We start from the raw sequence: 22,567 nt of genomic DNA, 5'->3' as shown, positions 1-22,567 counted from the left end.
AACGCCGCCCGGCCCGCCCCTGCCGCCCGAATGCGCAATGACACTCTCTCAAGGACGAGGAAGAATGCCATGAAACATTCCAGGATCAACGCCGCCCTGTGTGGGGCGCTCGGCCTCGCATTGGTCGTGCCCCTCTCGCTCGCATCAAGCGACAACCCGGCACAGGCCGCGGGCGGCAAGTCGCCGACAACCGGTGTCACATCCGCCCGGAAGAGCTCCGACTTCCAGAACCTGAACGGGTTCATGTGGTACTACAACACGTGGTTCGGCTACAAGTACACGGACATCGAGAAGGACCTCGACAACCTCAAGAGCCGCGGAATCCGCGTTCTCGGATTCTTCACGCCGAACGACGGCGACAAGAACACCTGCGACGGCTGCTCCCCGCTCGACTTCTACCAGCCGCCGCCGCAGAACGGCACGATGCAGGACTGGAAGAACCTGGTCGACGCGGCGCACCGCAAGGGGCTGAAGGTCGTCTCCTACTTCGTCAACGTCTACATGGACGAGAAGTCGCCGTACTTCAAGAAGGCCGAAAAGCAGTATGCGGCCGGCGACCGCACCTCGCGCGAAGTCAGCACCTTCCGCTGGACCAATGATCCGAAAACGCCACTGCCCACCCTGCGCATGGGCCCGCCCGACCAGAGCTCATGGGAGTGGAGCGAGACCGCGGGCGCCTACTACTGGAAGCTGTGGTTCGGCCCCGGCTTCGACTACGACCTGCCCAGCGCCAGAGCCGAGGTCACGCGTATCGAGAAGCACTGGCTCGACACCGGAATCGACGGCTTCATGTGGGACGTGGGCACCACGGACGAACGCTGGAAATATCACGCCGTCGACCTCCCCAAGTCCTACTCGCGCAACGAACTGTGGCTGACGACGGAGCGCGCGAATTCCGCCGACGCCTCCGAGTGGCAGCAGTACGGCTTCAATTCCTGGTTCAACTACAAGGACGACGACACCAGCAACGACTACGGCCGGATCGTGAACGGCACCACCGACGCGGACGGACTCGAAGCCGCGCTGCGGAACACGGACATCGCCCGCGCGATGGGTTCCACCACGTACACGTGGAGCATCTGGGGAGACGACGCGGAGAAGAACCTGAAGCCGCACAAGTACCCGACCTACCCGAAGGACGACGTCATGCGGGTACAGGAAGCCGCTCTGCTCGCCGGCTCCGGCATCCTCTACGGATCGGGCATGTACGACCAGTACATACGCTGGTCCACGAAGCTCAGGAACGACTGGGAGCGAGTGCTGCGGACCGTCAACACCAACGAGGCACTGCTCCCGGCCGCCAGCCGCAAGCGCGTCCCGGCAGGCGACGATCCCAAGACCTACGCCATGCGCCGCACCAGCGAGAACGGCAAGCAGACAGCCCTGCTCGTCTACAACTTCAACAGCACACCCAGGAAGGTGACCGTCGACCTGGAAGGCACCGGGATCGACACGAACCAGAAGCCGAAGGACCTGTACAACGGCGGCAGCGCACCGGCCATCGACGGCAGGACGTACACGGTCAATCTGCCGGCCTACGGCTTCAAGATCCTTGATGTATCGGATCGTTGAGGACTGACGTCGGCAAGGAATCGGGGCCTTCGTGCGACACGTCTGGCCGTCCCGCACGAAGGCCCCGATCCGACACGTCAAAGAGGTCGGCGACTCATGCCGCGGCCGGTGCCCATCACGTTGCTGGTTTGTGCGTACGCCCAGGCCGGTCGAGCCGGGAGCCGTTCGGAGATCCTCGACCTCTTGGACGAGCTATGAAGTGCGGAGCGCCAAGGTCAAATCCCCTTTGCTCTCCCAAGAGTTGGCGACGTATCCGCTGCCGGCGCCGAGTCGTGGAATTCCGCAGGCAGGGCGGCGTACGGTGATCGAATGGTGGCGATACTGCGGTGCACTCCAGGCGAGGCCAAGTTCCTCGGCAGCCGGAAGCGGCAGGAGCAACTCGATGCCGGCTGGGAGTCGGTAGGAGAACGGGACGAGTGGAAGAGCAGACATGTCGTCCTGGTGGTGACCGGGCAGGAGAGAGGCCGACCGCGAGTCGAATACGTGGGGCAGGCCCGGAGCGGTCGCCCCGCCGGGACGTTCCGGCGTGTGGTCGAGGTGAGTCAACTCCATCGAGTCGCGCCTCCGGTCCCGATGGAAGACTTGTCCGACCAGCTTCCGCTCCGACACAGGGACGCAGTCGACCGGTCCGGTGTGCTGACGAAGCGGTCCGGCGAAGAGTTGCTGAACGGTCTTACCACGCTCCGTGCGGATCTGGCCGCGGTCATCGCCCAGTTGCAGGAAAGGGTGGGCGGTGTCCGGATCCTCGGCAGAGTGCGGGAGCTGTTCCTGGAGCAGAGAGACGCCACCGGACTGGCACTTCAACTGGGCGGATTCGACCGAAGCATCATTGAAGAGGCGAAGTTCCCGGAAGAGGGCGGGGATCAGATCCCCGTCCTCGCCACCCTGCCGGGACATCCGGCGCACGAGGACCACCTCGTCGCTCACGATGCGCAACGCTTCTCTGACTGGATCGGAAGTGACGCGGAGCATCTCGCGAAGCGTGTATTCCACAAGGGCGACCAGCAACTGTTCATCGCCAACGTGAACCGCCTGCCGGCTGAGGACACGCTGGGCGTCGACCTGATCTATCACCATGTGAGCCGGGACAGCTTCATCCTTGTCCAGTACAAGAAAATGGGCCAGGTCGGAGCCGGGCGCAGTGAGTGGGGATATCGGCCGGACGGTGATCTTGACGACCAGCTCAAGCGCATGAGGCAGGTAGAAGAGGCGTGCATGCGGCTGGAACAGGATCCCCCGGCCGATTACCGCTTCGTTCACCAGCCATGCTGGATCAAGTTCTGCAAGTCCGAACAAGTGGCGCCGAAGGGCGATGCGCTGATCGGCGGCATGTACCTCACGCGCGAACACGTCGAGTGGCTGAGAGGGCGGCCCGGACTGGCCACCGGCCCGAAAGGGGGCGAGCTGTTCGGCTACCACACGGTGCCCCGGTATCTCGACAACACGACCTTCACCCAACTCGTGCAGGACGGCTGGATCGGAACCCGCGGCAGGGCCAGTGACATCATCCAGGCCCAGATCAAGGCCAGTCTTGACGGCTCGCGCGCACTGGTCTTCGCCGGGCTCATCGGCGACGACACGACCCAGGCCGAACGTACGCGGGAACGAAGGGGCGGTCTGACGGGCTGAGAGTGTGAGGGGTGGGGTCGACCCTGAACCGGTGGATCCGCTCTCAACACGGCAAGAAGCGGACTTGAGCCGCCGGTCCCGGGAAGAGCGGCGGGGTGCCGGCGCGCCGCCGGCTGGGTCAGCGCTCCTCGGCGGCCCGCTCGGTATGGAGAAGGCCGGCCGGCCGGACTTCTGTCCCTGACGGAACGCTGGGGCGATTCCCGCCAGGTCTTGATGAGGTGACCCGTGTCCCGCAGAGGGTGGTGAGGCCCTCCTGGTCGTAAGCCCCGTCGAGTACTCCTCGTCGACCCCCGCACCCAGGAGGGCAAGACCCGACGTGAGATCATCCGCTGCCTCGAGCGATATGCCGCCCGAGAGGTCTTCAACCTGGTCAGAACGGTATCCAGCGTCCCCCCGTTATAGGGGCGCCTGTGCGACGAGAAGCCCCGCGGGTGCGGCCTCGCGGGGCTTCCGAACAGGTGGGTTACAGTGCCGGCGCGGGCGCCGTTGCACTCGGTTGTCCTCTTGGGAGCCACCCGAAGCAAGGGCACAGCGACGGCACGCGTTACGGCCGATGCGCAACACACGCCCCAGGGACTTGGCGCGATCAACCAGGACACATCCGTTTGCTGATGCAAAGTCCGCCTCCGCGGCGGTTCGGGCGTCCCAGTTGCTGTCGGCGGCGGTCGATGCGGCGGCAGCGACATGGTCGATCGGGGCCTGGGCAGACGGTTCCCGGGAGCGGTGCAGGAATCCTGCCCGAGCAGCCGACCCGCCGCACGGCGGCACGCTCCGGTGCGAAATACTCTCCCGATGAGTTCACGCACTTCTCAGATCGGCCAGCCGGTCACGATACGGAGGGCCGTTGCGCGGGATGCCAAACGGCTCACGCGGCTCGTGCGTGGCTCAGGCGCCTACGAGGGTAAGTACGCATCCGCAGTCGCGGGCTACCGGGTCGGTCCTGATTACATTGAGGCCCACCGCGCCTTCGTGGCCGTCGGCGCCGACGAGCATGGAGACCGGGTCCTCGGGTTCTACTCGCTCGTCCTTGCTCCACCGGAGCTCGACCTGCTGTTCGTTGCCGACGACGTGCAAGGACGGGGTATTGGACGGCTGCTCGTGGCGCACATGCAGTCCGAGGCCCGTGCCGCCGGTCTCGACCGTGTCATGGTCGTGTCGCATCTTCCCGCCGAGGACTTCTACCACCGTGTTGGCGCGGTGCGGACCGGGACCGCGTTTGCGAACCCGCCCGCCGTGCCGTGGGACCGTCCCGAATTCGAGTTTCGCATTCCTTCGGGATGACGCGGTGTGCCGGTTGGCTCGGTACCGGCTTCGCTGCGTGGTGGCCGGCTTGCAGGAGCCGCTGGACGCCGCGCGCTCCGTGTGTGTGGTCTCCGCTGCCCTGGCGCCGTGATCGCCTGCGTCAGCGGTCTGCCGCGATGCCCTCGCCGGGGTGTTCTTCCAGGGCTCGCAGGAGTAGTTCCTGGACCGTCACACGGGTGGTGACCTCGCCCAGTGACGCGAGCATCAGCCGATAGTCCGGGAACTCCCCAGGCCGACCCGCTGCCGGCACCCGCACACAGGGGCAATCGGTATCAGCGGCGCGAGGTTATGCCGTGTGTTAGTCTCACGCGTTTGCGTGGTCGTCGCGGTGGGCGATTCTGTCTGTTCCGTTCGGCTCGTGCGTGGGCTGTTCAAACCTGCCGGGCCTTCCTCGGTACGTTCCCTTGCGGAAGGCTGTTTATGAAGCATCCCAATGACTCCGGCATCGCCCACGGCAGTCCCGCCCAGCCTGGGACAACGACCCCGGCGCTGCTCCCGGCCGTCACCTTCGCCGGTCTGGAACTGCCGACGGAGGTGCTGCGGACACTGAGCGAACTCGGGGTGCGCGAACCCTTTCCGATCCAGGCGGCCACACTGCCCGATGCCCTGGAGGGGCGCGACATCCTGGGACGCGGGCGCACCGGATCAGGCAAGACGCTCGCCTTCGGCCTGCCGCTACTCGCACGGACGGCCGGGCGGCGCGCGGAACCGAAGCAGCCCCTTGCTCTGATCCTGGTGCCTACCCGGGAGCTGGCCCAACAGGTCACCCAGGCGCTGGCGCCGTACGCCGAGGCACTGCGGCTGCGGATCGCCGCGGTCGTCGGCGGAACGTCGATCGGTCGGCAGGTCGCCGCGCTGCGCCAGGGAGCCGAGGTGGTCGTCGCCACCCCCGGACGCCTGCACGACCTGATCGAGCGCAACGCCTGCCGCCTGGGACGGGTGAGAATCACCGTGCTGGACGAGGCCGACCAGATGTGCGACTTGGGATTCCTGCCGCAGGTTGCCGACGTGCTCGACCAGGTGCACCCCGACGGTCAGCGGATGCTTTTCTCGGCCACTCTCGATCGCGACGTCGATCAACTGGTCCGCCGCTACCTCCACGACCCCATCGTCCACTCGGTCGACCCGGCCGCGGGCACAGTCACGACGATGGAGCACCACGTTCTGGTCGTCCACGGCCCTGACCGCTACGCCGTCATCACGGAAATCGCCGCCCGCGACGGCCGCGTACTGCTGTTCCTCGACACCAAGCACGCCGTCGACCAGCTCACCCGGCATCTGCGGGCCAGCGGGGTGCACGCCGGGGCCCTGCACAGCGGCAAGTCCCAGCCACAGCGCACACGGACCCTGGCGCAGTTCAAGAACGGCCAGATCACCGTTCTGGTGGCGACCAATGTCGCGGCCCGTGGCCTGCACGTCGACGACCTCGATCTCGTGGTCAACGTCGACCCGCCCACCGATGCCAAGGACTATGTGCACCGGGCGGGCCGCACCGCCCGCGCCGGTGAGTCCGGCAGCGTGGTCACGCTCGTGCCGGCGGGCCAGCGCCGTGAGACGAGCCGCATGATGGCCGGGGCCGGCATCGAGCCGACCGTCACCAAGGTGCGCTCGGGCGAGGCGGAGCTGAGCCGGATCACCGGCGCCAAGACTCCCTCCGGGATCCCGCTCGACGGCGAGCCCGCCGTCCCCCGACCCAAGAACACCAACGCTCCCTTCCGCGGCCTCGGCACCAGCAAGGGCACCTCCCGCGGCGCCGGCGGCAAGTCCCGAAAGGCGGGCGAGGCCCGCAAGCTCGCCGAGGCCCGCAGGGCCGCCCTCGTGCGTCGCAACGGCTGAGAGTCGTTGCCTTGTCAGCCGGGCCACGGGATCGACAGCAGGATGATGTTGCCGGCGCCTCGAACTGCGCCCAGCATGACAAGCTGTGCTTGCCCATCCCCCCGAACCCAGGAGGTCACCATGACCGCAGAGCGCGTATCTACGGAAGGTTCGGAGCCGGCTGCCCCCGAGACGTCCCCTCTGGAGCCGGACAGTGACGGCAACTACGACCTCAAGCGCAAGTTCCGCGAAGCCCTGGCGCGTAAGCGCGGTGCGCAGGCGGATGCCGCTGATGTTGCCGCCAAGTCCGATGCATCGAAGGTGCGTTCGGCTCACGGCCCGGCTGCGAGCCAGCGGTCGTTCAGGCGCAAGAGCGGCGGCTGAGTCGATGAGTCCCGCGATCTGACCGCTTCACCGGCACTCGCGCTGTCGACTCACGCATCCCGTGCTGTAGCCCGCGACGTGCGCATGCCCGTGCGCGCGTCGCGGGCGGGGCGTAGCCGGAGGACTCGCCGGGGGGAATGGCCCAGATGCGGTTGGCTCGGGTCGGTGGCGCCGCCGAACTGGAAATCCGGGATGAGGGCACTGCCTTGTCCGAGGGTACGCGGCCGGTTTTGCGCGCCTCGCGTGCCCCTGTACCGCTGTGAAAATCGACTGCGGCCGTCCGGGGTGACGGTAGGCATCCGCGTGGCAAGGACATTCGTTCCCCGTCCTGCTGCGGCCTAACGACGCACAGACGGTCGCGTTCCGGGCAGCGGTCGCCTCCGTGCCCAGCCACGACGTGCAGGTGCCGACCTGCCCCGAGTGGACGTTGTCCGATCTGGTGCAACATCTGAGCGGGGTGCATGGCCGCCATGTCACCGGTTCCTCCCGCGGCTTCGGCCGCGAGTTTGCGCAGGCGGCCCCGGAGCGCGGCGACAGGGCCGTCGCCCGCAACACCGACTCCCTCGCGGACCTGCCGGCCGCCCACGGCGAGGCGATCCGCCTCGTCGAGCCCGGCGGCTTCGCCACCGTCCGGTCCGGGCGTGCCCGACCTCGATGCTCGCGGGGCCGCCACCGGAACCGTGGACGTGCTGCCGGGCCGCGGCTCAGGCGTCGATGATGACGGGGATGATGAGGGGCTTGCGGCGGTGGGTGCGGAACGCCCAGTTCGCCACGGCGCGGGCGACGAGTTGTTCGAGTTGGCGGGCGTCCCCGACGCCTTCCTCAGCTGCGGTGGCCAGGGTCTTCTCGATGACGGGGATGACCGGCTCGAAGGTGGCGTCGTCGTGGACGAAGCCCCGGGCCAGGAAGTCGGGGGCCTCGGCGAGGGCGCCGGTGTCCGCGTCGACGATCGCCACCACCGTGACCACGCCTTCGGCGGCGAGGGTGAGGCGGTCCTTGAGGGACGCTTCGGTCGCGCCGCCGACCTCCATGCCGTCCACGTAGACGTTGCCGGCGGGGACCTTGCCGGTGATGGATGCGCGCCCGTCGACCAGATCGACGACGACGCCGTCCTCGGCGATGACGACCCGGTCGGGGTCGACACCGGTACGGATGGCGAGGTCGCCGTTGGCCCGCAGGTGGCGCCATTCGCCGTGCACGGGCATGACGTTGCGGGGCTTGACGATGTTGTAGCAGTAGACGAGTTCGCCGGCGCTGGCGTGTCCGGAGACGTGCACCTTGGCGTTGCCCTTGTGGACCACGTGGGCGCCCCACCGGGTGAGTCCGTTGATCACCCGGTAGATGGCGTTCTCGTTGCCGGGAATGAGGGAGCTGGCGAGCAGGACGGTGTCGTCCTTGCCGATGCGGATCATGTGGTCGCGGTTGGCCATCCGTGACAGCGCGGCCATCGGTTCGCCCTGGGAGCCGGTGCACACCAGAGCGATCTTGTGATCCGGAAGCTTCTCCAACTCCTTCGTGCTCACGACCAGACCGGAGGGGACCTTCAGATAGCCCAGGTCACGGGCGATGCCCATGTTGCGGACCATCGACCGGCCGACGAAGGCGACCTTACGGCCGTGCTGGTGGGCGGCGTCCAGGACCTGCTGGATGCGGTGCACGTGGCTGGCGAAGCTGGAGACGATGACCCGGCGCGGCGCGGTGCGCATCACCTGCTCGATCGCCGGGCTCAGCTCTCGCTCGGAGGTGGTGAAGCCGGGTACTTCGGCGTTGGTGGAGTCGGTGAGGAACAGGTCCACGCCCTCCTCGCCGAGGCGGGCGAAGGCACGCAGATCGGTGATGCGGTCGTCGAGAGGGAACTGGTCCATCTTGAAGTCGCCGGTGTGCAGCACCATCCCGGCCCGGGTGCGGATCGCGACCGCGAGGCTGTCGGGGATGGAGTGGTTGACCGCCACGAACTCGCAGTCGAAGGGCCCGAAGCCACGCCGGTCGCCCTCCCGCACCCGCACCGTGCGCGGCCGGATGCCGTGTTCCTTGAGCTTGGCCTCCAGGAACGCCAGCGTCAGCTTGGAGCCGACGACGGGAATGTCGGACCGCTCGCGCAGCAGGTACGGCACGCCGCCGATGTGGTCCTCGTGGCCGTGGGTGAGGACCACGGCCACGATGTCGTCCAGCCGGTCGCGGATCGAGGTGAAGTCCGGCAGGATCACGTCCACGCCGGGCTGGGTCTCCTCAGGGAACAGTACGCCGCAGTCGACGATGAGCAGCTTGCCCGCGTGCTCGAAGACGGTCATGTTGCGGCCGATCTCCCCCAGGCCGCCCAGGGCGATGACCCGCAGCCCTCCTTCAGGAAGGGGCGGGGCGGCTTTCAGCTCGGGGTGCGGATGACTCATACCCTGACGGTACCCGGAGAGCGGGACAGGGTGATCCATTGCCTGTGCGATCTCCTTGTCCCGACGGAGCGGGGCACCCGCAGCGTGCCTCGGCACGATCGGATCACGCCGGCGACCGGGGACAGGGAGCGGTGAAAGCGGTACCACCTTCCGTGGCCGAACCGTTCGCCCGGTGCTGGAGAAGATCTCGTGCACCCTGTCGTGTTTTCCGACGTGCGCTGCCCCCGGCGGGCCTCGGCACCGGTCCACTCGCAGTGGTCGAGACTCGGATGTCTTCGGCGCTCAGGAGCACGTGGGCTGAGAGGGCCCCGAGGCAGCTTCCTTCGCCGGGCAGACAGACGGCGGTGTCCCAGAAGCGCTTGCCGCCCCCGCCCGCCATGCAGGAAGCCGATGTGGTGCCCCATCGAACTCGACGACGAGGTCACGCGGGGGTGGCTCGTCCCTGGTCTCGAGCCGGTTCCGGGAAGTCGAAGGTGACGTCGTGTGGGGAGGGGCCGGTCACGCATGACCGGTGGGGCCCACCCGGAGAACAGTCGGCGGCGGGGAGAGGTCATGCCTCGCCGCAGCCTTGTGCAGAAGAAGAAGGGCGCGAAACTGCTTGATCACCATCGGCCGAGCCTCACGGGCGGTCCAGCCCATCGTTCCGGGCCGGATACTGGCGCGTTTTCGCTGGCGGCTTCCGTCATGCCGTTATAGCGTTGTGATCAGCAGTCGTGGTTCCGAAGTTCCGTTCGCCCGTGATCGCCTCACGGGCGTTCTTGCTGTTCAGCGCCTCTCCGGACCAGGGCGATCACCTCCCGGTCACGCAGGGTGCGTGCCCGGTTTCCCTCAAAGGAGACAGTCATGGCCAAGGGCACAGTGAAGTGGTTCAACAGCGAGAAGGGCTTCGGCTTCATCGAGCAGGAGGGCGGCGGCCCCGACGTCTTCGCCCACTACTCCAACATCGCCAGCCAGGGCTACCGCGAGCTGCAGGAGGGCCAGAAGGTCGAGTTCGACGTCACGCAGGGCCAGAAGGGCCCGCAGGCTGAGAACATCCGCCCCGCCTGATCGCGCCCCGGTAAGGGGGGCCCGGCATCCCGGCTTCGGGACGCCGGGCCCTTACCGTCGCACGACGGTTCATCTGACTACGGGGGGCGGCCGGGCGCAGGCCTGGGACGGGCAAGAGGGACACCCGTTGTTTGAACACTCAGGTGTCCCGACGCATCAGTACGACCCCCTTGGTCGCTGACGACGCCGTCTACATCGCCGCATTCGACCCAGGGCGGCTTGTAGTCCCCGATCCGCTCTCTGGCAGAGAGCTGTGGCGCAAGAGCGCAGGCGGCGCCTTCACCACCACGCCGTTCATGGCGGGCGATCGGATCGGGGCCAGTGACCGTACTGGGGTCCTGCACGCGTGGGATCCGCGCACCCGCCGGAGTACGGCCCAGCTGCCGGCGCGGTGGAGCGAAGAAGGCCGCGGACAACCCGCCGTTGAGAGCCGCATGATGTTCGTCGGCGAGCGCGCAGGTCCAGGTCAGGGCCTTGTGACGTGAGAGCGTCTACGGGGTTGGTGATACGCCTGTGATTGCTTGTAAGGGGCCCGACGCCGCGGCGTAGCGACCTGCAACGATCGGACGGGGCAGCTGACGCAGCATCCGGAATGGTTCTACGGCGGATCAGAGGTCGAGGACCAGGCGGTTGCCCTTGGCTCGGGAGACGCAGATCATCATTGTGTTGCCCGCGGCGCGCTCCTCGTCGTCCAGGACCGAGTCGCGGTGGTCGATCTCCCCGGCCAGTACCGCCGTTTCGCAGGTTCCGCAGATTCCCTCCTCGCACGATGTCATCACCGACACACCGGTGCTTTCGACGGCCTCAAGAATGGACATGTCCTCAGAGACCTTCAGTGTCTTGCCGCTCTGGGCGAGTTCGACTTCGAAGGTCGTGAGCGGCCCGGCGGTGACATCGTTCTTCGGGGCGAAGCGCTCCAGGTGCAGAGATCCGCTCGGCCACCTCTCGCAGCCGGCCTCGACCGCCGCGAGCAGCGGTTCCGGACCGCAGCTGTAGACGGCTGTCTTGCGTTGCGGCTTGCCGAGCAGCGAAGGCAGGTCCAGCAGCCCGTACTCATCCTGCGGCCGCAGGCTCACCCGCTCTCCGTACGCCCCCTGCAACGTCTCACCGAATGCCATCGAAGCGCGGGTACGGCCCCCGTATACGAGTCGCCAGTCGGCGCGGCTCGCGTTGACGGCCGCGATCATGGGCAGGATCGGGGTGATCCCGATCCCGCCTGCGATGAACAGGTAGCTTTTGGCCTTCACGAGCGGAAAGTGGTTGCGTGGCCCGCGAATGCGCACCGACTCACCTTCCTTGAGTACGTCGTGCACGTGGCTCGACCCGCCCCGGCTTTCCGGTTCGCGCAGCACCGCGACCTGAAGGCGGGTTCGATCCGCTGGGTCTCCGCAGAGGGAATACTGCCTGACGAGGTCGGATCGCAGTATCAGATCGATGTGTGCCCCCGGCTGCCATTCCGGCAGCGGACGGCCTTCCGGGTCGCGCAGCGTCAGCAGCACAACACCTTCGGCTATGGATTCCTTGCGTTCCAACACGAGGTCGAGTTCGACCTCGGTGCTGAGAGTGCTCATGATCGGCCTTTCATTCTTTACGGGTGATGATTCGGTGGTCCGCGTTCTTTCCTGACCGATCAGGACGGGAAGCAACGGCCGAAGTCGCGCAGCAGCCGAGGGGAGCCCTGCAACTTGATCTGGCGCCGCACCAGTGCCCACGCCAGCATCGTCGGATTGGTGAGGAAACGCAGCCAGGTGGCCGTGTCGGCGGTGATCCTGAGATCAGGCTCACCGTGATGTCCGTCGGCGATATCGAGTTCGCGGTCGCGGATGGTCACGGTGATCTGCCGAGACTCGTCGCCGGTGAAGGTGAAGTGGTAACTGGCGGACATGTCCTTGGCCTGTTCGCGCTGAAAGATCAGCGGCATGCCTTCCACGAGACCGTCGATGCTGTTCGCTCGCAAGCTCATCGCCACGTGCTTCGTTCGCTTGTTCGGGAACCGTTTGGCCACGTGTTGCTCGGCGTCGGAACCCGGGACGACGTAGACGGTCTCTTCCTTGTCCACCAGTGGGCGCACGACCTGGGTCAGGTGTGACTTGCGATTTTCCAACCAGGGTCCGATGACGTCCTCGCCGGCCGGGCACACCGACATGCAGTAGGCCGCTTTGTAGTTGGCGCCGAAGGACAGGCTCTGCCACATGGACGCGCTCTCGCTGTCGCTCACTCGCGAGCGGTAGTCGTGGGCGTCACGGCTTTCAGCAACCTGTTCGGCCCAGTCGCCGAAGCCGCCCATGAACTCACGGTAGTTGTGTGTGTAGCAGGCGGAGAAGTTGAAGTGACCGTCGGACGCGATCGCCCCGGTCGGGCAGGCTGTCACGCACAGCTTGCATTCCAGGCAGGGGTTGTACTCGATGGGCTGGGAGAGGTCGCTTACCTCGGCGTCGATGAGGATGGTGCCCAGCAGGACGAAGTTGCCGAATTTCGGGTGGATGACGTTGCGGTGGATGCCCATCTTGCCGAGTCCGGCCGCCACGGCGACCGGCTTGTGCCCGACGACCCACGTCTTCCTGGGGAACTTGTCCATCTCCATCGGAAAACCCATCGCGGGGTTGATGGCGCGCACACCCATCGCCTCCAGCTTGCCCACCACTTGCCGGCCGACCTCGTTGGAGTGGTCGCCAGTGTGATGGAACTCCAGGTTGGCAACGGAGCGCGCAGGAGTGCGGACGTTCTCCCGGTTCATTCGGGTCACGAAGCTGATCAACACTCGGACACCGGGCAGCGCGGCTTCCAGGTCCGCTCGCTGGTCGGCGATTTCCGGCCGGTCGATCTCGACGAAACCAACATCGTCCGCACCCGCGTCGAGACATAGCTGCCGCAGCCAGGACGCATCCAGCGGCTCTGCGGGCCGGGTGACGCCACGATCGTGCCGCTGGCGGACTTGGACGACGGTGGGATGGTCTTCGAGCTTGTTCTTGCTGGCCATCGGGCATCCTTTCCTGTTTTCTAACGTGATGTCAGGTGCGTAGTGACCGCTCGTGCGACCGCGTCGCGCACCTCGGTGTGGGTTGGGGTCGGCAGGCCGCGTTCGGCGGCGAGTTCGGCCAGGGAGGTCATCCGGACGCCGGGCAGGGCGCAGGCGGTGAAGGCGGTGTAGACGCTCAGGTCGGGGTCGATGTTGAGGGCGAAGCCGTGGCTGGAGACACTTCCGCTGATGCGCATGCCGATCGAGGCGAGTTTGCGGTGACCGGGGGTCCACACGCCCGCCAGGCTCTGCGACCCCGGCGGCGTCTCGCGGCGGATCGCTGGGAAACCGAGGGTGTCCAGTGCGTCGATCAGCGCCTGCTCGACACGGCGGACCAGACCACGGGGACCGAGCTCGCGCACGTTGAGCACGAGATAGCCGATGAGCTGGCCTGGACCGTGGTAGGTGGCATGCCCGCCGCGGTCTGTCTGCACCAGGGCGATGGCTGAGTCCGCGTCGGGCAGTTGGTCGTTCGGCGTACGGGCGGTGTAGGTGATCACCGCAGGGTGCGTGAGCAGGAAGAGCCGGTTGGCCGCGAGGCCCTGTTTGCGCTCCTCAACCCATTGGACCATGTCCGCCTGCGCCGCCGTGTAGGGCACTTCTCCCAAGTCGACGCGCTCCAACCGCCGGCGTGAAGGCTGTTCCTCCACAGGTCCCGGCAACCTCATCGCTCGTCTCCTCGCTCATGACCGCGGTTTCATCACATTCCGTGCAGCGCCGTGTAACAGCCGTCGCGCCAGTACGTGATCAGCCGGCCACAGCCACTCGCGCGAGCGCCTTGCCCACAGCGCTGCACCGCGCACTGCGCGTTCGCCGTCTCCTCCAGCGCTAATCGGTGAAGCGGAAGACTGGCTTCCTCTCTGGGGCGTTCAGTGGCTCAGAGCAGCCGCCAGCTCCTGGATGCGCGGATGGTTCTCCAGCGCCCACCGCACGGACTTCGGCGGGCGCCCGAGCAGGGTTTCCAGCTGGTCGGTGACGCCTCGGTACCCTCCGCCGCCGATCAGCCGGGTCAGGGTCTTCATGTGCGCCGCGGTGTGCGGGTACTCGGCGAGGTTGCTGTCCACGTAGGTCTCGTTCCAGGTTTCGATGTCTTCGGGAACGTAGACGACCTCGCGTCCCAGCACGGCCGCGAAGTCCTCGGCGAACCCGTGCATGTCCTTCAGTTCCGGACCGTTGAGCTCGTAGGACTTCGAGATGTGCGGTGCCGGGTCGGCCAGGATCTTCGCGGACACCTCCGCCACGTCGTAACCCGCGACGGGCGCGAGCCGGTGAGGGCCGAAGGGCAGGCGCAGTTCGCCCTTGCTCAGCGGCTCCAGCGCCAGCCACGTCATGAGGGGGTTCTCGACGAACATGGCCCCCCGGATGTTGACGGTCGGAAGGCCGGACCACTCCAGCACCCGCTCGGCGACCCAGTGGGCCCGCTGCTGCGGCGACCACTCCGTGATGTTCCCGCCGAGCCACGCACGTCGCTCTTCCTCCGGTGCGGTCATCTTCTCGACCGTCATGAAGGACTGCTCGAACTCTGAGATGTTGACGAAGACCTCGATGTCGCCCTTGGCCCGTGCCGCCGCGGCCATCAGGCTGACGGCGTCGGTGTAGTACGGCGACAGGCTCATGCTGAAGTAGATGCGTCGGACGCCCTTCAGCGAGGCGGTCACGTCGGCGATGTTGAGCAGGTCTCCGACGAAGACCTCGGCTCCGGCCTGGCGGAGCGCGTGCGCGCGTTCGTCGTCCCGTCGCACGAACGCGCGTACCGGGTGCCCTTGTTCAAGCAGCATGTCGACGATCGTTCGGCTCACACCGCCGATGTGGCCGGCGGCTCCGGTGATCAGGATGGGATTGCGCTCTGGCATCGTTGTGTCCTCTTTCTGGTTGTGGTGAGTCAGCCGTTCGGAAAGCCGCAGCTCAGCGCGGTGGCCGGTCAGGGTCTCGGTCTGACTCGTGGAGGTGACCATCCCCGCCGGAGGCGGTGGATGAAGACGAAGCCGCCTGGCTCGGTGGCCGCATCCACGTGGACCTTGGGCCCTGATCCAGTCGGACCGTGCCGGCCAGGCGGATCCTGCGCAGTGTCATCGGGGCGAAGAGCCGTCGATGCGGGCGAGGAAGTCCAGAAGTGCGGCGTTGACCTCCGCGGGACGCTCCTGCTGCGTCCAATGCCCGCAACCCGGAAGCACCACCACGTCGTGCAGTTGAGGCGCGACAGCGCTCATCGGGTTGCCCGACCCGCCCTCGCCTCGCAGAATCTCGCTCAGAGAGCTGCCCCCGTCCGGCCCGCGCAGCGAGGTGACCATGTCGCGGTCTCCCACCACGTACAGCGCGGGGACGTCGATCCCGCGCCCCCGGAAAGCAGCGAGCAGTTCGTTGTTGTGCTCGATGTTCCGGTACCAGTTGAAGGCTCCGGTGAACGCCTGCTCGCCGTGCAGGGCGAAGTCCTCGGCGTACGCCTGGATGTCCTCCTTCGTCAGCCAGGCCGGGAGGTCGGGCGACTGCGGCATGGTGTCCAGGAGACCCAGGCCGTCGGGTATGACCAGCGGACGGGGCTCCCTGCCGAGCGGGTTGTCGCCCGAGGCACCGACCAGGAGGCGGCGGAAGGACTCCGGGATGTCCTTGGCGAACTCCGCGTCGGCGACTCCCGGCTGCTGGAAGTAGACCTGGTAGAAGCCCTCGCCGTACTGGGTGCGGGTGATCGACGGCGGGACCATCCCGCCGGGCAGGATCGGCGGAATGCTGAGCCCGGCCACGGCGCGGACCGTGTCGGGGCGCAGCATCGCGGCGGTCCAGGCGACGGGTGCGCCCCAGTCGTGGCCCACGACGATCGCCTGCTCCTCGCCGAGTTCCTCGATCAGGGCGATCACGTCACCGACGAGGTGGAGCAGGGTGTACGAGGCCACGTCCAGCGGCTGCTCGCTGCGGGCATAGCCGCGCTGGTCGGGGGCGACGACCCGGTATCCGGCCGCTGCCAGCGCCCCGAACTGGTGACGCCAGGAGTACCAGCTCTCCGGCCAGCCGTGCAGCAGCAGGACCAGCGGCCCCTGCCCCTGCTCGGCGATGTGCAGTCTGACTCCGTTCACGTCGACGAAGCGGTGGGTGAGCGAACTTTCCATGAGCATTTCCTTGAACCTTTGAACCTTTGAACCTTTGAATCGGTGAGCGCGTGCTATTTCTTCAGCTGGGCGTAGAGGGCCTCCAGGTCGGCGGACAGCTGCGACTTGACCCAGCGGGTGATGTCGTCGGCCAGCACCTCGTGCGCTCCCGCCTCGATGCCGTCGAGCGCGGCCACGGCGACGTCGCGGGGGTCGGCCTTGGGCGCGTCGATGCCCGCCGTCTGCGACCACAGGGCGGCCTTGGAGGCGCCGTAGGCCGTTTCGTCGGCCGGCCAGGACCGGGCGGAGTGCACGTTGAGGATGTGGCCCCCGCCGTTGCGCTCGATGATCGGGACGAAGGCCCGGGTCACCAGCAGCGGCCCGTAGAAGTTGGTCTCCATTTCCCGGCGGACGTTCTCCACCGGGGAGTCGAGATGTGAGGCGCGGACCGAGGCGCCGGCGTTGTTGATCAGGATGGTGACGTCCTGGGCCTGCTCGGCGGCCGCCGCGACGGACGCAGGGTCGGTGACCTCCAGCGACAGCGGAGCGGCACGGGGGTGGGTCACCGCGCGCGGGTCACGGGCCGTGGCGTAGACCTTGTCGGCACCACGTGCGTAGAGCTCCTCGACCAGCATCTTGCCGATGCCCCGGCCGCCTCCGGTGACGAGGACGGTGGCGCTTTCGATTGCTGTCACGACTACCTCCCAAGAACTAGGAAACCGATCGGTTTCACCCACCGTAAACCGATCGGTTTCCTCGCGCAAGCCGGGTCATAGTTGTTTGAAACGCATCGGAAGCCATGGGGAGCGATGACCTCACCCGGGAGTCCGGCGGAGAGAGTGGGGGGTGCCCGGTCTGGGGCGACAGCCGCTCGGACGGCCGTGACGGCCTCGGCAGCGGTGGGGGCTCGGGGCGTCGGAGGACCATGTGCGGTCAGGCCGCCCCCTCCGTGTGACGGAGCCCGGGCCCGGGGAAACTGCCGGGCGACGATCAGCCCACATGCGGCGGCTCGACGACGTAGCACTCGGCCACGTCCAGGTCCTGTCCGCGAAAGAGCCGCGGCCTGGGGAAGGCCGGTCTGGGCGAGCTGACGTCGGCCATGTCGCCCATGCGCCCTTCGGCGCTTGTTACCGGGCCGGAACCACCGGCAGGACGATGCGGGACGGCCGGACGGGGTCGTGGAAGATCTGCTGCTGGGCCACTTGGGCCGTGGTCGCGCTCTCCTCGGGTTCGCCGGTGTTGAGGTTACGGTCCCAGCGGGGGAAGTTGCTGGAGGTGACCTGGACCCGTATGCGGTGACCCGCCCGGAAGACGATGCTGGTCGACCACAGGTCCACGACGTGCTCGGCGGGCTCGCCCGGTGTCGCCCCGACCCGCAGGATGCCATCGGTCACATTGCGGGAGACGCCGTGCTCGTCCACGTCGCACAGGCGCGCCACCCAGTCGGTCGAGGGGCCGTCCGTGGCGGCGAAGAGCACCGCCCGGATGCGGCCGGTCATCTCGACGTCCTCGGCGAGCGGGTCGGTGGTGAAGACCAGGACGTCCTCGCGCTCCTCCACGGCCGTCTGGTCGAGCGGCCCGGTCGGAACTCGTCGGACATGAGGAGCGCGCCGCCGGTGGTGGGCACCGGATCCATGGGGTCGTAGGTGAACGCCTCCGACCGTTCGGCAGCGGACGGTGGCTCAAGGGTCAGGCGTCCGTCCGCGCGGAGGTGCAAGTCGGTGTCCACCGCCCGTGACAGGGGTCATTCGGTCTCCTCTCGCCATTGGTTGGTCCCCATGACGAACAGCAGCACCTTGCCCGTCTCCGGCTCCGGCGCGGCGCCGTCGCCGATCGTGCCCTGGAACCAGTCGAACTGCATGTCGTGCATGCGTCCCCGCATGCCCATGAAATCGGAGTGCGCGGCGAACCCGAAGTTGACCTCACCGACCACGTTCCGCCAGTTGGTGTGCGTCCACGGGCCCATGACCAGCGTGCCGGACCGGCCGGCGCGGCGCATGGCGGTGAAGTTGTCGAGCGTGCCCTGGCTGAAGATGTCGTACCAGCCCGCGACGCGGCAGGACCGCGCCCACTCGGGCTCCCGCCGGGACCGCTCATAGCCCAGCTCGGGAAGGTCGTGCCGGGCGAACGCGGGAAACCGCCCGGCGGGCAGCTCCCCGTAACCGCCGCCCGCCAGACCGTCGAAATCTCTTACCAGCCCGGTGATGCTGCTCACCAGCCCGTCCAGATCGGTAGCGTGCCGGCGCATCAACGTGTCGGCGCCCTGCATGAGCGACCAGGGCGCGGTGATGCCGAGCTCGATCGCACCGCCGCGCGTCCACAGCCCGTCGTCCGGATCCGACCACGTGATCAACGGCGCGATCGCCTTCAGCTCCGCGGCTTCGACAGCGCCGCCATCCACTGGGTGTTGCCGAAGTAGCTGCCGCCGATCATGCCGACGGAGCCGTTGGAGCCGGGCAGGGCGGCGGCCCACCGTACGGTGTCGTAACCGTCGCTCTCCTCGTACGTGAACGGCTCCCACTCGCCCTCGGAGGCGAACCGGCCGCGCGTGTCCTGGATCACGACCATGAAGCCGCGCCTGGCCGCAGCCACCGGATCTTGCCGTACGGCAGCCGGCTCAGCAGCACAGGCCACGGCCCGCTGCCGCCGGGCCGGTAGACATCCGAGCGCAGCACCGTGCCGTCACGCATGTTGGCCGGTACGTCGAACTCGATCTGGTTCTGTGCCATGTGCCGCTCCCTGGGAGTCCTGTTCTTGTGGGTGTGCTCGGGGCGGGCGGGAGTCAGCCGGCCAGCTGGTTGAGCTTGCGGATCTGCTTGTCGAAGACCCCGGCAGGAGCGAGGCGGCGCAGGACGCTGGCGCGTCCGGCCAGGGGACCGGCCGTGTAGCGCAGCTTCGGCTTCGGGTCGGTCGCTGCCGCGACGATCACCTTGGCGACGGCGGCGGGGTCGTCGCCGTCCTTGATCGCTGTCTCCATCATGCGGTCGAAGGCGCGCCGCTGGTTCGCGTAGACCTCCAGGGGCGTATCGGGCCGCGGGCTGTTGGCCTCGAATCCGGTGTTGGTGTAGGCCGGTTGGACGAGCAGCGCCCGGACGCCGTGCTCGCGGATCTCATGGTCCAGGGACTCCGTGTACCCCTCGATCGCATGCTTGGAGGCGGAGTAGACGGCCATGTAGGGCGAGGGGAGGAAGCCCACCACGGAGGAGAGGTTGATGATGCGGCCGTGCCTCCTGGCGCGCATGTGGGGCAGTACTTCCTTCACCATGCGCATCACGCCGAAGACGTTGACGTCGAAGACGACCTGGGCCTGGGCGAGGGAGTTCTCCTCGGCCGCACCCATCAAGCCCATGCCGGCGTTGTTGATCAGGACGTCGATCTGCCCGAACTGGTCGATCACCTGCTGGACCACGGCGGCGGCCGACGCGTCGCCGGCCACGTCCAGGTCGAGGAGGGTCACGCCGCCGGGTGGGGTGACGCGGGCGATGTCGCGGCTTGTGCCGACCACCTCGAACCCCGCTTGGACCAGCGCGAGCGCGGCTGCCTTCCCGATGCCGGACGACGCACCCGTCACGAGTGCCACCGGCCGATGTGTGCTCATCATGGACTCCCGGACTCATTGGGAAAACCGATCGGTTTCCCTCACCGTAAACCGACCGGTTTTCGCATGCAAGTCCCAGGGTGCTCGGCGGCGATCGCCGAGTTCACGATCAAGGGCTACTACGGCACCTCTACCGAGGTGATCGCCAAGCGCGTCGGAGTCACGCAGTCGTACCTCTTCCGGCTTCCCTGGCAGCAAGGCGATCTTCATCGCCGCCTTGACTTGGGGTATGGAGGGCGCCCGTCTGGCTTTCGAGCGACCGGCCGACGGGGGCAGGGCGGCGAGGAGGCCCGCCATGCCATGGCGAGCGCTTGCATGTGGCTGCTCTCGACGCACCCGCAAACGCCTCTGATGCAGCTCTCGCCCTGCGCCTCAGTCGCTGTCAGGGGGCGAGGCCGCGGCCTTCCTCGTGCGCGGCATGCTGATCAATACCCTTACAGCCGTCGGGCTTCCCTCCGACTGCCGGGAAGCGGGGCTGTGAAGCCACCGGAGTCGCGCAGTGCGCCGACGCCGGGCGTCAACCCGGAGAGCGCATCGCTCACGGGGCCCTTTCGAAAAGCGATGCGTCAGCTCATCCCTGCCGCATCGAGCAGGGTGACCACCGTCGGGGCGATGAGCCCTGTGAGATTGTCGGCTCCGATCCCCGCGCGGGCGCTGGCGCCGTCGAAGACGAGGCTGAGCTGCCGGGCCAGCAGGTCGGGGTCGCTCGCGCCGCCCTGTTCGGCCTCGGTGCGGAAGAAGCCCGTCAGGTTTCCTTTGACCCGGTGGGCCACCTGGCTCGCGGGGTGGCTCCGGTCCTTGAGCTCGATCTGCACAGCCAGGTACTGGCAGCCTCGGAACTCCGGCGCGCCGGCCTGCCGTTCCACCTGCTCGAAGGCGTGCAGGATCCGCTCGCGTGCTGATCGGCCCTCGTCCGCCGCGGGCAGGAGTGTCGCCACGAAGGCGGAAGCGCGTTGCTCCAGGCTCGCTGCCAGCAGTTCGTCCTTGCTCTCGAACAGCTGGTACATGGACCGCTTCGACACCCCCGCGGCCTTGCACAGCGCCTCGATGCCGATACCGACGCCGTCTCGGTAGGTGAGCGTTGCCGCTGCCTCCAGCAGCCGCTCTCGGGAGCTTTGCTTCACTTCAGTGCTCATACCGTGAGGTTAACTCGTTTCGGGCAAAATATAAACCGATCGGTTTCCTGCTGGTCGTGTGGCGTGGCCTGCCTGTCCGGGCGAAGCCGCGGAGGACGGTAAAGGGCTCGGCGACAGCCTCGGGGGAAGGGTCGTCGCCGAGCCATGATGGTGTGTCGCCTGCCGTCCCCGCAGGCGACACACACCGGGGGTCACTCCGCACAATGGCCCCGTCCGTGGGTTGCGGTTCCGCGACGCCAGGGCGGCGGTGTAGTAGAGGATCGAGCCGAGGCCGAACTGCGCAGGGCCATCGAACTCGACCCCGTCGAGCAATACGCCCGGCTGATGCTGGGGCGCACTCTCGAGCGGCGAGGCCGGGGCGCGGAGGCGGTGCCGGAGCTGCGGATGGCGGTTGCGCTCGCGGGCGACTTCCGCGCGGCCTGAGCGTCCGATCGTTTTTCGTCGGGGCGCCGGTGACCAAGGTCAACGGCGCCCCGACGGTGTCTCCCCGCTCCTGCGCTCGGGCGGATCGGTCGGCGGGTGCCGTCCGAGCCCTGCGGGACCGCCTGACGATTTTGGCGTGCTGGAAGACGCTCAGACGGCGCCGTCGAACTGCAACACCCAGCCATGGACGGTGCATGTCGTCTCGGGCGCGGCACGGGACGCCCTGAGCAAGGAACTGCTCAGGGCCGGCGAGCAAGGGCGTTTCTCCTAGGACTTCACCTTCGACTACGCCGACTTCGGCGAAGGTACCTACCTCGACCGGGCCCACAACCAGGCCGCGACCCTCACTCGGGCCACGGGCCTGAGGCGCGAGGACCGGACAGCCCGGAAGGCAGCGGCCCGCGAGGGCCTGAACTTCTTCGGCGCGCCCCATGCCGCCTTCCTCTTCATGCCGGCGTTCGGCGACGGCGTACGGGCAGCCGGCGACATCGGCATGTACGGGCAGAACTTCCTGCTCTCCCTGGCCGCCCGGGGGTTCGACGGCGTCCCGCAGACCATGCTCGGCTTCTACGCCGACACCGTCCGCGAGTTCCTGGGCGTTCCCCGAGGAGCTCAAGCTGCTGTTCGGCATCTCCTTCGGCACCGCTGACCAGGCCGCACCGGTGAACAACGTCCGCATGGGACGCGTCCCGCTCGAACAGAGCGTGGTCCTGCATGACACCCCTGGCGTCCTGGACACGCAGTAGCTCGGTCCGGTGCGGCCGGCGTCCTCGCCGAACAGTCATCACATCGTGTCGCCCTCCGGGGACGGCACAACCGCAAGAAGGGATCACCGCATGCGTGTGGGCAGAATGTCCGAATCCGGCCGGAGCGCACTCGTCGAGGAACCGACGCCGGCACCCGGCACCGGTCAGGTGCTGGTGCGGGTGCACGCCAGCTCGCTCAATGCCCGCGACCTGTTCATGCTGGACGGCCGCTACCCGGTGCCGCCCGGCCGGGTGCCGCTGTCCGACGCCGCGGGTGTCATCGAGGCCGTCGGCCCCGGTGTGACACCGTTCCAGGTCGGTGACCGAGTGGTGAACTCGTTCAACCCTCTCTGGTTCGGCGGACCGCAGCGCAAGCCGGGCCAGAACTACCACACGGACATCGACGGGTGGCTGGCCGAGTAC

19 protein-coding genes and 5 pseudogenes are annotated in these 22,567 nt (G+C 67.6%); 11 read left to right on the top strand and 13 right to left on the bottom strand.

Annotation, left to right across the window (positions count from 1 at the left end; all coding sequences use genetic code 11):
- Positions 1-69 precede the first annotated feature (69 nt).
- The 3 genes from I2W78_RS05825 to I2W78_RS05815 all read left to right on the top strand — a co-directional run bounded on the left by I2W78_RS05825 (position 70) and on the right by I2W78_RS05815 (position 4,482).
- A complete protein-coding gene (locus tag I2W78_RS05825; protein WP_196457556.1) occupies positions 70-1,572 on the top strand; it encodes an alpha-amylase family glycosyl hydrolase in 1,503 nt (500 codons plus the stop codon).
- A gap of 309 nt (positions 1,573-1,881) precedes the next feature.
- A complete protein-coding gene (locus I2W78_RS05820; RefSeq protein WP_230885339.1) occupies positions 1,882-3,201 on the top strand; it encodes a hypothetical protein in 1,320 nt (439 codons plus the stop codon).
- A gap of 792 nt (positions 3,202-3,993) precedes the next feature.
- Positions 3,994-4,482 (top strand): GNAT family N-acetyltransferase, encoded by a 489-nt coding sequence (locus I2W78_RS05815; protein ID WP_196457554.1) that lies wholly within the window; start codon positions 3,994-3,996, stop codon positions 4,480-4,482.
- Between the two features lie 136 nt (positions 4,483-4,618).
- On the opposite strand, the pseudogene I2W78_RS05810 reads toward I2W78_RS05815, so the two are convergent.
- Positions 4,619-4,729, bottom strand: a pseudogene (locus I2W78_RS05810) (MerR family transcriptional regulator); the annotation flags it as partial.
- A 194-nt stretch (positions 4,730-4,923) separates the two neighbouring features.
- Here I2W78_RS05810 and I2W78_RS05805 point away from each other — a divergent pair.
- The 3 genes from I2W78_RS05805 (at position 4,924) to I2W78_RS05795 (ending at position 7,420) form a co-directional block, all read left to right on the top strand.
- Positions 4,924-6,339 (top strand): DEAD/DEAH box helicase, encoded by a 1,416-nt coding sequence (locus I2W78_RS05805; protein WP_196457552.1) that lies wholly within the window; start codon positions 4,924-4,926, stop codon positions 6,337-6,339.
- A 120-nt stretch (positions 6,340-6,459) separates the two neighbouring features.
- Complete coding sequence (locus I2W78_RS05800) at positions 6,460-6,702, top strand: DUF5302 domain-containing protein (RefSeq protein WP_196457550.1); 243 nt, start codon at positions 6,460-6,462, stop codon at positions 6,700-6,702.
- A 382-nt stretch (positions 6,703-7,084) separates the two neighbouring features.
- Complete coding sequence (locus tag I2W78_RS05795) at positions 7,085-7,420, top strand: hypothetical protein (protein WP_374222638.1); 336 nt, start codon at positions 7,085-7,087, stop codon at positions 7,418-7,420.
- Here I2W78_RS05795 and I2W78_RS05790 read toward each other — a convergent pair.
- On the bottom strand, positions 7,407-9,092 hold the full coding sequence (locus tag I2W78_RS05790) for a ribonuclease J (protein WP_196457548.1): 1,686 nt from the start codon (positions 9,090-9,092) through the stop codon (positions 7,407-7,409). The genes I2W78_RS05795 and I2W78_RS05790 overlap by 14 nt on opposite strands.
- An 843-nt stretch (positions 9,093-9,935) precedes the next feature.
- Between I2W78_RS05790 and I2W78_RS05785 the strand changes: the two genes are divergently transcribed.
- Complete coding sequence (locus tag I2W78_RS05785; protein WP_014670069.1) at positions 9,936-10,139, top strand: cold-shock protein; 204 nt, start codon at positions 9,936-9,938, stop codon at positions 10,137-10,139.
- A gap of 143 nt (positions 10,140-10,282) precedes the next feature.
- Positions 10,283-10,624 carry an outer membrane protein assembly factor BamB family protein gene (locus I2W78_RS41605; RefSeq protein ID WP_374222717.1) on the top strand — a complete coding sequence of 114 codons (342 nt, stop codon included), beginning with the start codon at positions 10,283-10,285 and terminating at the stop codon, positions 10,622-10,624.
- Between the two features lie 123 nt (positions 10,625-10,747).
- Here the strand turns inward: I2W78_RS41605 and I2W78_RS05775 are convergent, their stop codons facing one another.
- The 11 genes and pseudogenes from I2W78_RS05775 to I2W78_RS05735 all read right to left on the bottom strand — a co-directional run bounded on the left by I2W78_RS05775 (position 10,748) and on the right by I2W78_RS05735 (position 20,975).
- A complete protein-coding gene (locus I2W78_RS05775; protein WP_196457545.1) occupies positions 10,748-11,710 on the bottom strand; it encodes a PDR/VanB family oxidoreductase in 963 nt (320 codons plus the stop codon).
- Positions 11,711-11,769: 59 nt separating this feature from the next.
- Positions 11,770-13,119: an SCP2 sterol-binding domain-containing protein gene (locus I2W78_RS05770; RefSeq protein ID WP_196457544.1), complete on the bottom strand. Its 1,350-nt coding sequence runs from the start codon at positions 13,117-13,119 to the stop codon at positions 11,770-11,772.
- A gap of 20 nt (positions 13,120-13,139) precedes the next feature.
- The gene (lipB, locus tag I2W78_RS05765) at positions 13,140-13,757 is read right to left on the bottom strand and encodes a lipoyl(octanoyl) transferase LipB (protein ID WP_307783936.1); all 618 of its coding nucleotides are present in this window, start codon (positions 13,755-13,757) and stop codon (positions 13,140-13,142) included.
- A 270-nt stretch (positions 13,758-14,027) separates the two neighbouring features.
- Positions 14,028-15,011, bottom strand: a complete 984-nt coding sequence (locus I2W78_RS05760) for an NmrA family NAD(P)-binding protein (protein WP_196457542.1) — start codon at positions 15,009-15,011, stop codon at positions 14,028-14,030.
- 216 nt (positions 15,012-15,227) lie between these two features.
- Complete coding sequence (locus I2W78_RS05755) at positions 15,228-16,262, bottom strand: alpha/beta fold hydrolase (RefSeq protein ID WP_196457541.1); 1,035 nt, start codon at positions 16,260-16,262, stop codon at positions 15,228-15,230.
- 53 nt (positions 16,263-16,315) lie between these two features.
- Positions 16,316-16,936 carry an SDR family NAD(P)-dependent oxidoreductase gene (locus I2W78_RS05750; protein ID WP_196457540.1) on the bottom strand — a complete coding sequence of 207 codons (621 nt, stop codon included), beginning with the start codon at positions 16,934-16,936 and terminating at the stop codon, positions 16,316-16,318.
- A gap of 432 nt (positions 16,937-17,368) precedes the next feature.
- Complete coding sequence (locus I2W78_RS40220) at positions 17,369-17,800, bottom strand: CocE/NonD family hydrolase (RefSeq protein ID WP_307783607.1); 432 nt, start codon at positions 17,798-17,800, stop codon at positions 17,369-17,371.
- A gap of 185 nt (positions 17,801-17,985) precedes the next feature.
- Positions 17,986-18,594, bottom strand: a complete 609-nt coding sequence (locus I2W78_RS40215) for a CocE/NonD family hydrolase (RefSeq protein ID WP_230885337.1) — start codon at positions 18,592-18,594, stop codon at positions 17,986-17,988.
- Positions 18,595-18,608: 14 nt separating this feature from the next.
- Positions 18,609-18,931 (bottom strand): annotated as a pseudogene (locus tag I2W78_RS41600) (CocE/NonD family hydrolase).
- 92 nt (positions 18,932-19,023) lie between these two features.
- The gene (locus tag I2W78_RS05740) at positions 19,024-19,839 is read right to left on the bottom strand and encodes an oxidoreductase (protein ID WP_196464429.1); all 816 of its coding nucleotides are present in this window, start codon (positions 19,837-19,839) and stop codon (positions 19,024-19,026) included.
- Between the two features lie 566 nt (positions 19,840-20,405).
- Complete coding sequence (locus I2W78_RS05735) at positions 20,406-20,975, bottom strand: TetR/AcrR family transcriptional regulator (RefSeq protein WP_196457539.1); 570 nt, start codon at positions 20,973-20,975, stop codon at positions 20,406-20,408.
- Between the two features lie 261 nt (positions 20,976-21,236).
- On the opposite strand from I2W78_RS05735, the pseudogene I2W78_RS41835 reads away from it, so the two are divergent.
- The 3 pseudogenes from I2W78_RS41835 to I2W78_RS41590 all read left to right on the top strand — a co-directional run.
- Positions 21,237-21,398 (top strand): annotated as a pseudogene (locus I2W78_RS41835) (tetratricopeptide repeat protein); the annotation flags it as partial.
- 136 nt (positions 21,399-21,534) lie between these two features.
- A pseudogene (locus I2W78_RS41595) lies at positions 21,535-22,047 on the top strand (nitroreductase family protein).
- Between the two features lie 187 nt (positions 22,048-22,234).
- A pseudogene (locus I2W78_RS41590) lies at positions 22,235-22,546 on the top strand (alcohol dehydrogenase catalytic domain-containing protein); the annotation flags it as partial.
- Between the last annotated feature and the right edge of the window lie 21 nt (positions 22,547-22,567).

This window comes from Streptomyces spinoverrucosus (assembly GCF_015712165.1).
Taxonomy (GTDB): domain Bacteria; phylum Actinomycetota; class Actinomycetes; order Streptomycetales; family Streptomycetaceae; genus Streptomyces; species Streptomyces spinoverrucosus_A.
This window is presented reverse-complemented; position numbering and strand designations above follow the sequence as displayed.